The organism is Pseudomonas sp. G.S.17, from assembly GCF_038096165.1.
GTDB lineage: Bacteria > Pseudomonadota > Gammaproteobacteria > Pseudomonadales > Pseudomonadaceae > Aquipseudomonas.
In genome coordinates this window covers 1-13,668 of sequence record NZ_CP151076.1, presented here as the reverse complement: position 1 = coordinate 13,668, position 13,668 = coordinate 1, and the positions used below count along the sequence as shown (strand labels likewise).

The 13,668-nt window shown below is 57.3% G+C and carries 9 protein-coding genes; 4 read left to right on the top strand and 5 right to left on the bottom strand.

Features of this window, described 5'->3' with window-relative positions; all coding sequences use genetic code 11:
* The first annotated feature begins 45 nt into the window (after positions 1 to 45).
* From glyQ to AABC73_RS00030, 4 genes are read left to right on the top strand one after another with little or no spacing between them, the layout of a single operon-like run.
* A complete protein-coding gene (glyQ, locus tag AABC73_RS00045; RefSeq protein WP_020292021.1) occupies positions 46 to 999 on the top strand; it encodes a glycine--tRNA ligase subunit alpha in 954 nt (317 codons plus the stop codon).
* Positions 996 to 3,050 (top strand): glycine--tRNA ligase subunit beta, encoded by a 2,055-nt coding sequence (gene glyS / locus AABC73_RS00040; protein ID WP_341521938.1) that lies wholly within the window; start codon positions 996 to 998, stop codon positions 3,048 to 3,050. Before glyQ ends, glyS begins: the two co-directional genes overlap by 4 nt.
* 17 nt (positions 3,051 to 3,067) lie before the next feature.
* Positions 3,068 to 3,619, top strand: coding sequence for a D-glycero-beta-D-manno-heptose 1,7-bisphosphate 7-phosphatase (gene gmhB / locus AABC73_RS00035; protein WP_341521937.1), 552 nt, complete (start codon positions 3,068 to 3,070; stop codon positions 3,617 to 3,619).
* 48 nt (positions 3,620 to 3,667) lie between these two features.
* Entirely contained in the window at positions 3,668 to 4,438 is a 771-nt protein-coding gene (locus AABC73_RS00030; RefSeq protein ID WP_341521936.1) for a lysophospholipid acyltransferase family protein, read from the top strand.
* Positions 4,439 to 4,632: 194 nt separating this feature from the next.
* Here AABC73_RS00030 and AABC73_RS00025 read toward each other — a convergent pair whose 3' ends face one another.
* The 5 genes from AABC73_RS00025 to dnaA form a co-directional block, all read right to left on the bottom strand.
* Positions 4,633 to 7,272, bottom strand: a complete 2,640-nt coding sequence (locus AABC73_RS00025) for a glucosidase (RefSeq protein WP_341521935.1) — start codon at positions 7,270 to 7,272, stop codon at positions 4,633 to 4,635.
* Positions 7,273 to 7,436: 164 nt separating this feature from the next.
* Positions 7,437 to 9,854, bottom strand: coding sequence for a DNA topoisomerase (ATP-hydrolyzing) subunit B (gene gyrB / locus AABC73_RS00020; RefSeq protein ID WP_020292026.1), 2,418 nt, complete (start codon positions 9,852 to 9,854; stop codon positions 7,437 to 7,439).
* Between the two features lie 4 nt (positions 9,855 to 9,858).
* Positions 9,859 to 10,962 (bottom strand): DNA replication/repair protein RecF, encoded by a 1,104-nt coding sequence (gene recF, locus AABC73_RS00015; RefSeq protein WP_341521934.1) that lies wholly within the window; start codon positions 10,960 to 10,962, stop codon positions 9,859 to 9,861.
* A gap of 29 nt (positions 10,963 to 10,991) precedes the next feature.
* The gene (gene dnaN, locus AABC73_RS00010; RefSeq protein ID WP_065832768.1) at positions 10,992 to 12,095 is read right to left on the bottom strand and encodes a DNA polymerase III subunit beta; all 1,104 of its coding nucleotides are present in this window, start codon (positions 12,093 to 12,095) and stop codon (positions 10,992 to 10,994) included.
* A 38-nt stretch (positions 12,096 to 12,133) separates the two neighbouring features.
* Positions 12,134 to 13,642 carry a chromosomal replication initiator protein DnaA gene (dnaA, locus tag AABC73_RS00005; protein ID WP_341521933.1) on the bottom strand — a complete coding sequence of 503 codons (1,509 nt, stop codon included), beginning with the start codon at positions 13,640 to 13,642 and terminating at the stop codon, positions 12,134 to 12,136.
* Positions 13,643 to 13,668 lie beyond the last annotated feature (26 nt).

Here is a 13,668-nt window from a genome sequence, read left to right as displayed (position 1 = left end):
TATACTCCCGCTCTTTAAATCGCAGCCCCAGTACAGGTGAATTTCGTGAGCCAGCCTACGCCAGCCGTGCGTACCTTCCAAGACTTGATCCTCGCCCTCCAGCAATACTGGGCCGAGCAAGGTTGCGTGGTACTTCAGCCCTACGATATGGAAGTAGGCGCCGGCACTTTCCACACTGCCACGTTTCTGCGCGCCGTCGGCCCGGAAACCTGGAACGCAGCCTACGTACAGCCAAGCCGCCGTCCTACAGATGGCCGTTATGGCGAAAACCCTAACCGCTTGCAGCATTACTACCAGTTCCAGGTAGTGCTCAAGCCGAACCCGGACAACTTTCAGGAGTTGTACCTGGGCTCGCTGAAGCATGTCGGCCTGGACCCGTTGGTCCACGACGTGCGTTTCGTCGAAGACAACTGGGAATCGCCGACTTTGGGCGCCTGGGGTCTGGGCTGGGAAATCTGGCTCAACGGCATGGAAGTCTCGCAGTTCACCTACTTCCAGCAAGCGGGCGGCATCGAATGCTACCCGGTGACCGGCGAAATCACTTACGGCCTGGAACGCCTGGCCATGTACCTGCAGAACGTCGACTCGGTCTATGACCTGGTCTGGGCTGACGGTCCATTCGGCCGAGTGACTTACGGCGATGTGTTCCACCAGAACGAAGTGGAGCAATCGACCTACAACTTCGAGCACGCCAACGTCGACAAGCTGTTCGAACTGTTCGATTTCTATGAAAGCGAAGCCAAGCGCCTGATCGAACTGGATCAGCCGTTGCCGCTGCCAAGCTATGAAATGGTCCTGAAGGCGTCGCACACCTTCAACCTGCTGGATGCGCGTCGGGCGATTTCCGTCACCGCACGTCAGCAATACATCCTGCGTGTGCGCACCCTGGCCCGTTCGGTTGCGCAAGCTTATCTGATGGCCCGCGCCAAGCTGGGCTTCCCGATGGCACCGCCCGATTTACGTGATGAAGTGTTGGCTAAGCTGGAGGCGCAACAATGAGTGCTCAAGATTTCCTGGTTGAACTGGGCACCGAAGAGCTGCCGCCAAAAGCGCTCAACACCTTGGCCGATGCTTTTCTGGCCGGTATCGAGAAAGGCTTGCTCGCGGCAGGCCTGACGTTCAGCGCCAAGCAGGTGTATGGCGCGCCGCGTCGTCTGGCTGTGCTGATCACCGATCTGTCGACCCAACAACCGGATCGCAGCGTCAATCTCGACGGGCCGCCGCGTCAGGCCGCCTTCGATACTGAAGGTAATCCGACCCAGGCGGCATTGGGTTTCGCCAAGAAATGCGGCGTCGATCTGAGTGAAATTGATCAGAGCGGCCCGAAGTTGCGCTACAGCCAGAGCATCGCCGGCAAGGCGACGGCGAGCCTGTTGCCGACCATCGTTGAAGATTCGCTGAACGACCTGCCGATTCCCAAGCGCATGCGCTGGGGTGCTCGCAAGGAAGAGTTCGTGCGTCCGACCCAATGGCTGGTCATGTTGTTCGGCGATCAAGTGATCGACTGCACGATCCTGGCCCAGACTTCCGGTCGCGAATCCCGTGGTCACCGCTTCCATCACCCGGAAAGCGTGCGCATCACTTCGCCCGCCAGCTACCTGAGCGACCTGCGCGCCGCCTATGTGTTGGCCGACTTCAATGAACGTCGCCTGATCATCACCAAGCGCGTCGAAGAACTGGCGACTCAGCACGAAGGTACCGCCATCGTGCCGCCAGCCCTGTTGGACGAAGTGACATCGCTGGTCGAATGGCCAGTGCCGCTGGTGTGTTCGTTTGAAGAGCGCTTCCTTGAAGTACCGCAGGAAGCCTTGATCACCACCATGCAGGACAACCAGAAGTATTTCTGCCTGCTGGATGCCGACGGTAAATTGCTGCCGCGCTTCATTACGGTCGCGAACATCGAAAGCAAGGACCCGCAGCAGATCGTCCTGGGTAACGAGAAAGTCGTTCGCCCACGCCTGACCGACGCCGAATTCTTCTTCAAGCAGGACAAGAAGCAGAAGCTGGAAACTTTCAACCAGCGCCTGCAGAACGTCGTGTTCCAGGCGCAGTTGGGCAGTGTTTTCGACAAGGCCGAGCGTGTTGCCAAACTGGCGGCATTCATCGCCCCACGCATTGGCGGCGACGCACAACGCGCCGCACGCGCCGGGCTGCTGTCCAAGTGCGACCTGGCGACCGAAATGGTCGGCGAATTCCCTGAAATGCAGGGCGTTGCCGGTTATTACTACGCCAAGGCCGACGGCGAAGCGGAAGATGTCGCACTGGCATTGAACGAGCAGTACATGCCGCGTGGCGCCGGTGCAGAACTGCCGACCACGTTGACGGGCGCTGCGGTTGCTATCGCAGACAAGCTCGACACCCTGGTCGGGATCTTCGGGATCGGCATGTTGCCGACCGGCAGCAAAGACCCGTATGCACTGCGTCGCGCGGCGCTGGGCATCCTGCGCATCCTGATCGAGAAACAACTGGATCTGGACCTGATCGAAACCGTGAAATTCGCGGTCAATCAGTTCGGCGCCAAGATCAAACCTGCCGGTCTGGCCGAGCAAGTCCTGGAGTTCATCTTCGACCGTCTGCGTGCCCGTTACGAAGACGAAGGTGTCGAGGTTGCGGTTTACCTGTCGGTGCGTGCCCTGCAACCGGGTTCGGCACTCGACTTCGATCAGCGAGTGCAAGCCGTTCAGGCGTTCCGCAAGTTGCCTGAAGCGGCAGCGTTGGCCTCGGTCAATAAGCGTGTGTCGAATCTGCTGAGCAAGGCCGAAGGCAAGATTGCCCAGACCGTTGAGCCCAAGTATTTCGACAACGCCCACGAGTTCTCCTTGTACTCGGCGATCCAGCAAGCGGACCAGGCAGTTGCGCCAATGGCCGCTGCGCGTCAATACAGCGAAACCCTGGCACGTCTGGCTGCCTTGCGAGAGCCGGTCGACGCGTTCTTCGAAGCAGTGGTGGTCAACGCCGAAGATGCCAGCGTGAGGGCCAACCGCTATGCGTTGCTGGCACGTCTGCGCGGGCTGTTCCTGGGCGTTGCGGACATTTCGCTGCTGGGTTGATCGCTAAGGGGCCAATCGTGAAGCTGTTGATCCTTGATCGGGACGGAGTCATCAATCATGACTCCGACAGTTACATAAAGTCGGTGCAGGAGTGGATTCCGATCCCCGGATCGATCGAAGCGATTGCACAACTGAGCAAGGCCGGCTGGACGGTGGCAGTCGCCACTAACCAGTCCGGCATCGCCCGGGGCTATTACGACATTGCCACGCTTGAAGCCATGCATGAGCGCTTGCGCGAACTGGTGGCCGGGCAGGGCGGTGAAGTCGGTTTGATCGTTTATTGCCCACATGGCCCGGACGAAGGCTGCGCTTGTCGCAAGCCCAAGCCGGGCATGTTGCAGACCATCGCAAATCACTACGCTGTGGATCTGGCGGGTATATGGTTTGTAGGTGACAGCAGCGGTGACCTGCAGGCCGCGCTGGCCGTCGGCTCTCAACCGGTTCTGGTAAAGACCGGCAAGGGCAGCAAGACGCTGGCTGGAACGCTGCCCACGGGTACTTTGGTTTTTGACGATCTGGCGGCAGTTGCCGCAGAACTTATCCACAAGAGCGCTCCGCAGAACCAATAGCGGTACGCTTCATTGAGCGGGCATAAGTCCCGTACGGTAAAAGTAGCTATGTCGATCATGCAGGCAATCAGAACCTTTGTCTTTTACCTGCTGCTGGGCACCAGTTCGCTGCTGTGGTGCACCTTGAGTTTCTTTATCGCGCCGTTCCTGCCGTTTCGCGCACGCTATCGTTTCATCAATGTGTACTGGTGCCGCTGCGCATTGTGGCTCACGCGGGTATTTCTCAACATTCGCGTCGAAGTGATCGGCCAGGAAAACGTCCCGGCGACGCCCTGCGTGATCATTTCCAACCACCAGAGCACGTGGGAAACGTTCTTCCTTTCCGCACATTTCGAGCCTCTGAGCCAGGTGCTCAAGCGCGAATTGCTCTACGTACCGTTCTTTGGCTGGGCCATGGCCATGCTGCGACCTATCGCCATTGATCGTGAAAACCCCAAGGCGGCGCTGAAGGAAATCGCGAAGAAGGGTCATGAGCTGCTCAAGGATGGCGTCTGGGTGCTGATCTTCCCTGAAGGCACGCGCGTGCCGTTTGGTCAGGTCGGCAAGTTTTCCCGGGGCGGCACTGCCTTGGCGGTCAACGCCGATCTGCCGGTGCTGCCGATTGCGCATAACGCCGGCCGGTATTGGCCGAAGGAAGGCTGGGCGAAAAAGCCCGGCACAATCCAGGTTGTGATCGGCGCGCCAATGTATGCCGAGGGTGCAGGACCACGCGCCATTGCAGCATTGAATGATCGCGTCCAGGCCTGGAACGAGGCCACTCAAGTGGCGATGGGCTCAGTGCCTGCACCGACGACGAGCACCGAAAAAGCGTCGGTCTGATTTTGTGGATAACCTGTGCACCGTTTTCGCAAAAACTGCAAAAAACGCTGCCAACCCCTTAATTTTGCTGCTTATTTCGAATGCTCATTAATGAGCCAAAAACGTGCATAAGTTTTTCTGAGCCGAAAAAACCGACTTCCTTGAAGTCGGTTTTTTTATGGCTGTAGAGTCGGTTTCAGATCGCTCATTTGCCACTATTTTTTCGGCTGAAAAAGCAGCGCAACCAACGCGCTCCAACCCGTCTGATGCGACGCGCCCAAGCCGCGTCCGGTTTCGCCATGGAAGTACTCGTGGAACAACAGCAGATCGCGGCTTTGCGGATCGGCTTGAAGCTGTGGATAACCCACCATCGAAGGCCGACTGCCATTGCCATCCTTGAGAAACAGGCGCGTCAGGCGCGCGCTGAGTTCGTCGGCCACTTCATCAAGCGAGGCCAGATAGCCCGAATGGGTAGGAAACTCGATAGAGAAGTTCTCGTCGTAATAGCGATGAAATTCCCGCAGCGACTCGATCAGCATGTAGTTGACCGGCATCCACAGCGGCCCACGCCAGTTGGAGTTACCGCCGAACAGCCGCGAAGGCGATTCAGCAGGCTGGTAATCGGCACACAACGAATCGCCATTCATACGCATCTTGAACGGGCTGGCGGCATAGGCCCTGGAAACGGAACGCACGCCAAACTCGGACAGGAACTCTGACTCGTCGAGCATGCGCTTGAGCAGGTCCTTCGTGCGCTGACCCCTGAGCAACGCCAGCAGCAGGCGATTGCCCTTGCCCGGCTCTGTCCAGCGCGAAACCAATCGGGCGAGGTCAGGACGGTGTTTCAGGAACGCCAGCAACCGGTCGCGCAGGCCTGGCAAACCTTCATGCTCGCGTTGCTCCAGAACCTGCACCGCAAACAACGGCATCAAGCCAACGATGGAGCGAAAGCGCACTGGCTCGCGTTCACCGTTCGGGCTGCGCAACATGTCGTAAAAGAATCCGTCCTGCTCGTCCCAAAGACCTTCGGCATCGTCGTCAACCGAGTTGATCGCGCCCGCGATATACAGGAAGTGTTCGAAAAACTTCACCGAGATATCCACATACGCGGCGTTGCGCTTGGCCAACTCCAACGCAATACGCATCAGGTCCAGCGCATACGCGGCGATCCACGCGGTGCCATCGGCCTGGTCCAGCTGATAGCCCGGTGGCAGATCAGCCGAGCGGTCGAACAAGGCGATGTTATCCAGCCCAAGGAATCCGCCCTGGAAAAGATTACGGCCTTCTGCGTCTTTACGATTTACCCACCAGGAGAAATTCAACAACAGCTTGTGGAAAATTCGCTCAAGGAAATCCGCATCGCCTTCGCCCTTGAGCGCCTGTTCCATCTTGTAAACCCGCCAGGTCGCCCAAGCATGCACCGGCGGATTCGCATCATCGAAGCGCCATTCATACGCGGGCAGCTGACCGTTGGGGTGCATGAAGCGATCCTGGACCAGCATCAACAATTGCTGCTTGGCGAATTCGGTATCGATCAGCGCGACAGCAACGGCTTGAAACGCCTGATCCCAAGAGGCATACCACGGGTATTCCCACTTGTCCGGCATGCACACGATGTCGAAATTCGACAGGTGTCGCCAATGCTTGTTGCGCACATTGACGCGTTCGGGGGAGGGCGGTGGTTGCGTGGGATCGCCATTGAGCCAGCAATTCACATCGAAGTAATACAGTTGCTTCGACCAGAGCAATCCCGCCAAGGCCTGACGCTGCACATTGCGCGCGTCGCTATCAGCCAGTTCATGTTGCAGCGCTGCGTAGAAACTATCGGCCTCGGCTTTGCGCTGGGTGAATAACGCTTCTGCATCAACCGCCGTTGCATCAGCCGGACAGAAACGCAGGTAGATGACCTGACTGGCGCGGCCTTCCAGGTCGAGTAAAAAGTGCGCAGCGGCGCGGGTGCCGGTAACCCGGTCGATGGCCTGCTCATCGCCGGCCAGCAGATAGTCGTTGATCCCATCCTTGAATGGCCCGGGAGTTGGTTCTCTTCCCAGCTTCGCCGTATTGGTGTCGTTGTTGCAAAACAGCCATTCGCACGCGGCTTCGGCACTCCACGCGCTGGCCACTTTGCCATCCTGTTCGGGATGCTCCGCCACCAGCTTTTGATCCTGGAGACGCAATGAAGGCATCGCCGCGTTCTCAGTCCAGCTCCAGATATTGCGCGCCCAAAGCTGCGGTAACACATGCAGGCATGCGCGTTGATCACTGCGGTTATGCACAGTGATGCGCATGAAGATGTCGTCGGGCTGGTGCTTGGCGTATTCGACGGCTACATCGAAATAACGGTCATCGTCGAACACGCCGGTATCAAGAATTTCGTATTCCGTATCGGCCAACCCTCGCCGCGCATTCTCGCTGACGAGCTGATCATAGGGGAAAGCAGCCTGTGGATATTTATAGAGCATGCGCATATACGCATGGCTCGGCACACCATCGACGTAGAAATACAGCTCCTTGACGTCCTCGCCGTGATTGCCTTCAGCGTTGTTCAGCCCGAACAAGCGCTCCTTCAGAATGGGGTCGCGCTCATTCCACAATCCAAGCCCCAGACACCAGTGCTGGGACTTGTCCGAGAATCCGGCAATCCCGTCTTCACCCCAGCGATAAGCCCGGCTGCGTGCGTGGTCGTGGGGGAAATAATTCCACGCATCACCGTCGGCGCTGTAGTCCTCACGAACCGTGCCCCACTGACGTTCGCTGAGATAAGGCCCCCACTCGCGCCATCGCTCAGCATCAACCTCAGTCAACCGCTGACCTTCGACGGTGTTCAGAATGCTGGGCGCAGGCTTTGCAGGCATCAGGACTTCCAAAGGTGGAAACAGATGGCCAAGTGTACGGCGCTCGTAACTGAACGGCACACAGGCTTGGTGATTATTCAGGCGCTGTTCAGGCTTTTACACCGCCCATAAAAAAGGCCAACGCTGGATCAACGTTGGCCTGAGTTGTCTAGCGGTGCGACCTCTTAGAAATCGAGGTTGGACACTGCCAGTGCATTGCTTTCGATGAAGTCACGACGAGGCTCGACCGCATCACCCATCAGGGTGTTGAAGATCTGGTCGGCGCCGATTGCGTCTTCGATGGTGACCTTGAGCATGCGGCGTACAGATGGGTCCATCGTGGTTTCCCACAGCTGATCCGGGTTCATTTCGCCCAGACCTTTGTAGCGCTGGATGGTGTGGCGCTTGGTGCTTTCGGCCATCAACCAGGCAAGGGCTTCCTTGAACTCGGAGACCGGCTTCTTGCGTTCGCCACGTTGTACGTAGGCGCCTTCTTCCAGCAACGTACTGATCTGCAGACCCAGAGCGGTCACAGTCTTGTAATCGTTGCTGCCGAAGAAGTCACGGTTGAAGGTCACGTAGTTGGACAGGCCGTGGGAGATCAGTTCGACCTCTGGTAGCCAGACGTTACGTTCGCGATCTTCACGCAGGCTGGCTTTGTAAACCAGACCGGACTTCTCGCCGACGCGCAGACGCGTGTCGAGCAGGGCGAGCCAGGCTTGCATGCCTTCGTGATCGGAAAGCTGTTCCAGGCTTACCGGTGGCAGGTAAACGAAATGCTCGGTCAGTTCCTGAGGATACAAACGCGACAGGCGCTTGAGGGTCTTCATGACCATGCGGAAATCGTTAACCAGGCGCTCCAGCTGCGGACCGGAAATACCCGGAGCCGACTCGTTCAAGTGCAGGCTGGCATCTTCAAGAGCCGATTGGGTCATGTATTCTTCCATGGCCTCGTCGTCCTTGATGTACTGCTCTTGCTTGCCTTTCTTGACCTTGTACAGCGGCGGTTGAGCGATGTAGATGTAGCCACGCTCGATCAGCTCAGGCAACTGACGGAAGAAGAAGGTCAGCAGCAAGGTGCGGATGTGCGAACCGTCGACGTCAGCATCGGTCATGATGATGATGTTGTGATAACGCAGCTTGGCGATGTTGTATTCGTCGCGACCAATGCCGCAGCCGAGCGCGGTGATCAAGGTGCCTACTTCTTGCGAAGAGATCATCTTGTCGAAACGTGCTTTCTCGACGTTAAGGATCTTGCCTTTGAGTGGCAGGATCGCCTGGGTTTTACGGTTACGCCCCTGCTTGGCTGAACCGCCAGCAGAATCCCCTTCCACCAGGTACAGTTCGGAGAGGGCAGGATCTTTCTCTTGGCAGTCAGCGAGTTTGCCCGGCAAGCCAGCGATGTCCAACGCGCCTTTACGGCGAGTCATCTCACGGGCCTTGCGCGCAGCTTCACGAGCGCGCGCAGCGTCGATCATCTTGCCGACAACGGCTTTGGCTTCGTTCGGGTTTTCCAGCAGGAAGTCGGAGAAGTGTTTACCCATCTCCTGCTCGACTGCAGTTTTCACTTCGGAAGAAACCAGCTTGTCTTTGGTCTGCGAACTGAATTTAGGGTCCGGTACTTTCACCGAGATGATTGCCGTCAAACCTTCACGCGCATCATCACCGGTGGTCGCGACCTTGTGCTTCTTGGCCAGACCTTCCTGCTCGATGTAGGTGTTGAGGTTACGCGTCAGTGCAGAACGGAAACCCACCAGGTGAGTACCGCCGTCGCGCTGAGGAATATTGTTGGTGAAGCACAACAGGTTCTCGTTGAAGCTGTCGTTCCACTGCAACGCGATCTCGACGCCAATACCATCTTCACGCTGAATGTTGAAGTGGAACACCTGGTTGACCGGAGTCTTGTTGGTGTTCAGGTATTCAACGAATGCACGCAAACCGCCTTCGTACTTGAACAGTTCTTCCTTGCCGCTGCGTTCGTCTTTAAGGACGATGCCGACACCGGAGTTGAGGAAGGACAGTTCACGAATCCGCTTGGCCAGGATGTCCCAGCTGAAGTGGATGTTCTTGAAGGTGTCAGCCGATGGCTTGAAGTGAATCTCGGTGCCAGTGGAATCGCTCTCGCCAACAATGCGCATAGGTTCCTGTGGAACACCATGGATGTAGGTCTGTTCCCAGATCTTGCCGCTACGACGTACAGTCAGCAGCAACAATTCGGAAAGGGCGTTCACAACCGAAACACCTACACCGTGCAAGCCACCGGATACTTTGTAGGAGTTGTCATCGAACTTACCGCCAGCGTGAAGCACGGTCATGATGACCTCTGCTGCCGATACGCCTTCTTCTTTATGCACGTCTACCGGAATGCCGCGACCGTTGTCACGGACGGTAATCGATTCGTCTGGGTGGATGATGATGCTGATGTCGTCGCAGTGGCCAGCCAAAGCTTCGTCGATCGAGTTATCAACCACCTCGAACACCATGTGGTGTAGACCGCTGCCATCGTCAGTGTCACCGATGTACATACCGGGACGCTTGCGTACGGCATCTAGCCCTTTCAGCACTTTGATGCTGGAGGAGTCGTACGTTTGGTTTTCGCTCATGCAATCACTCCCGATGGTCGTGGGTCTGGGTGATACGGCCTTGTTCCACGTGGAACAAAGCAACTGGCGTTTCCGTCTGCCAGCCTTCCCTCAATAATTCATGGTCTACACAGGTGATAAAAACCTGGCAGCGTAATTCTTCCAGCAAACGGCAAAGTGCCTGACGGTGACGCTCATCGAGTTCCGACGGCAAGTCATCCACCAGGTAAATACATTGGCCGCGTCGAGCCTGGCTAACGAGATGTCCTTGGGCAATGCGCAGCGCGCAGACCACTAACTTCTGCTGACCCCGGGACAAAATATCCGCGGCGTTGTGTGCGCCTAATCTAAGGCGCAAATCGGCGCGTTGTGGTCCGGCCTGTGTATGGCCCATTTGCTGATCCCGATGGAGAGAAGAAGCGAGCACCGTGCTCAGCTCTTTTTCTTTATCCCATCCTCGGTAGTAGCTCAGGGTCAAACCTTCGAGCTCAACCAGCTCGCTCAAGGTTTGTTCAAAGACTGGCTTCAAAGCCTTGATGTATGCTCGGCGAAACTCATCTATTTCATCGCTGGCCAGGCACAGCTCGCGATCCCATGCCGCTTGCGAAGCGGCGTCAAGTGTACCATGCCGCAGCCATGAGTTTCGCTGCCTCAAGGCCTTCTGCAGGCGCTGCCACGTCGACATGAAACGAGGTTCCACGTGGAACACTCCCCAGTCGAGGAACTGCCTGCGTATTTTTGGCGCACCTTCGAGCAAGCGAAAACTGTCCGGATTGATCAGTTGCAGCGGCAAGGTCTCGGCAAGTTGCGCCGCGCTGCGTGCGTTCTGTCCATCAATGCGAATCTGGAAGTCGCCTTGGCGATCCCGTGAAACACCCAGGCTGCTATGTCCGCCTTCGGCGAGTTCGACCTGGCCAAAAACTGTGCACGACGGTTGCTCGTACTGAATGACGGGAAGCAGACGGGAGCTGCGAAAGGATCGGGCAAGGCCAAGCAAATGGATGGCTTCCAGCACGCTGGTTTTGCCACTGCCATTTTCACCGTGGAGGATGTTGATACGCGGGGAAGGGGAGAAAGTCACCGGGTGCAAATTGCGCACCCCGGTGACCGAGACGCGGCTGAGAGACATCTAGATTCCGCTGAACATGAGCATGCTGATTACAGGCGCATCGGCATGACGACATAGGCGGAATCGTCGTTGTCCGACTCTTGCACCAAGGCGCTGCTGTTGGAGTCGGACAGAATCAGGCGAACCTGTTCAGTGGTCATCACACCCAGGACGTCCAGCAAGTAGCTGACGTTAAAGCCGATTTCCAGCGAGCCGCCGTTGTAGTCAACGCTGATCTCTTCTTCTGCTTCTTCCTGCTCCGGGTTGTTCGCCTGAATCTTCAACTGGCCAGCGGCCAACTGCAGGCGAATACCGCGATATTTCTCGTTGGAAAGAATCGCCGTACGGCTGAACGCTTCACGCAACGCCTGACGATCGCCCAATACCAGTTTGTCGCCGCCTTTCGGCAGAACGCGCTCGTAATCAGGGAATTTGCCGTCGACCAGTTTCGAAGTGAAGGTGAACTCACCGGTGGTCGCGCGAATGTGATGCTGACCCAGCACGATGCTGACAATACCGTCTTGCTCAGTCAGCAGGCGGGCCAGTTCCAGAATACCTTTGCGCGGCACGATCACTTGATGACGATCAGCCTGTTCGATATCCGCCGTCATGGAGCACATGGCCAGACGGTGACCGTCGGTGGCAACGGCGCGCAGAATGCCAGCACTGACTTCCAGCAACATACCGTTGAGGTAGTAGCGCACATCCTGTTGAGCCATGGCGAAACTGGTGCGTTCGATCAAGCGACGCAGTTTGCTCTGCACCAGGTTGAACGTCAGGGAGCCAGGACCCTCTTCCACGGTAGGGAAATCATTGGCCGGCAGCGTCGACAACGTGAAGCGACTGCGACCCGCCTTGACGACCAGCTTGGCATCATCAAGTTTGATATCGATCAGAGCGTCGTTGGGCAAGCTTTTGCAGATATCCATCAGCTTGCGCGCGGGTACGGTGATTTCGCCCGGCTCAGCAGGTTCTTCCAACTGGACGCGGCCGACGAGTTCGACCTCAAGGTCGGTACCGGTCAGCGAAAGCTGTTGGCCTTGAACAACCAGCAGCACGTTGGAGAGCACCGGCAAGGTCTGGCGGCGTTCAACCACGCCGGCGACCAATTGCAGGGGTTTCAACAGGGCTTCGCGTTGAATGGTGAAATGCATGGTCTAGTCCCTTGCCTTAATAAGCTGCGCTGGTGTCATCAGGTAGTCAGAGTACGCAGCAGGTTCTTGTAGTCCTCGCGGATGTCCGCGTCGGATTCCTTAAGCTCGTTGATCTTGCGGCATGCGTGCAAGACCGTCGTATGGTCACGGCCGCCGAACACATCGCCAATCTCGGGCAAGCTGTGGTTGGTCAGTTCCTTGGACAACGCCATCGCCACCTGGCGCGGGCGAGCCACAGATCGGGAGCGACGCTTGGACAACAGGTCGGAGATCTTGATCTTGTAGTACTCAGCGACGGTGCGCTGAATGTTATCCACACTCACCAGCTTGTCTTGCAGCGCCAGCAAGTCTTTCAGCGATTCGCGAATCAGCTCGATGGTGATGTCGCGACCCATGAAGTGCGAGTGCGCAATGACACGCTTGAGCGCACCTTCGAGTTCACGAACGTTGGAGCGGATGCGCTGGGCAATAAAGAACGCGGCGTCGTGTGGCAGATCCACTTTCGCCTGATCCGCTTTCTTCATCAGAATCGCAACCCGGGTTTCCAGCTCGGGCGGCTCGACCGCAACGGTCAGGCCCCAACCGAAACGCGACTTCAGACGTTCTTCAAGGCCTTCGATCTCTTTCGGATAGCGGTCACTGGTCAGGATGACTTGCTGTCCACCTTCCAGTAACGCATTGAAAGTATGAAAGAATTCTTCCTGGGAGCGCTCTTTGCGGGCGAAGAACTGAATGTCATCGATCAGCAGCGCGTCCACCGAACGGTAGAAACGCTTGAACTCGTTGATGGCATTCAATTGCAGCGCCTTGACCATGTCGGCCACGAAGCGCTCCGAATGCAGGTACACAACCTTGGCATTCGGGTTCTTCTTTAATAGATGGTTACCCACCGCGTGCATCAAGTGGGTTTTACCCAGGCCAACACCGCCATAAAGGAACAGCGGGTTGTAACCGTGCTTGGGGTTGTCTGCGACTTGCCAGGCAGCCGCGCGTGCGAGCTGGTTGGACTTACCTTCGACGAAGTTCTCGAAGGTAAAAGTCCGGTTCAGGTAACTGGTGTGCTTGAGCGCACCTTCTACCTGGACCGTGCGCTGTTCGGCACGCGCCGGCGCTTGCTGCGAACTGGCTCCCGCCATCGGATCAAAACTGGCTCGGGACGGCTCGTCATGGACAGGCATCGGATGCACAGGAGCCGGCGTTACGACGTGGGCCGGCGCGGAAGCTGCGACCTGGTTTGAGGCCATCGCCTGAGAAGCTGCGGCGGCCAATGGCGCATTGGGTGCGGCGCGGGGAGCGGAACTGCGCTTGCTGCCTATTAATAAGGAAAGCGCAGGCGCCAGACCCTGGCCATGTTCACCAAGCAGCTCAAGCAGGCGACTCAGGTATTTTTCATTGACCCAATCGAGAACAAAGCGGTTCGGCGCATAGACGCGCAACTCGTCGCCTTCGGCTTCGACCTGTAGCGGACGGATCCAGGTGTTGAATTGCTGGGCAGGCAGCTCATCGCGCAAAAGCTCTACGCAGCGCTGCCAAAGTTCCACTGACACGAATATCCCCTAAGTCGAAAGCCGGT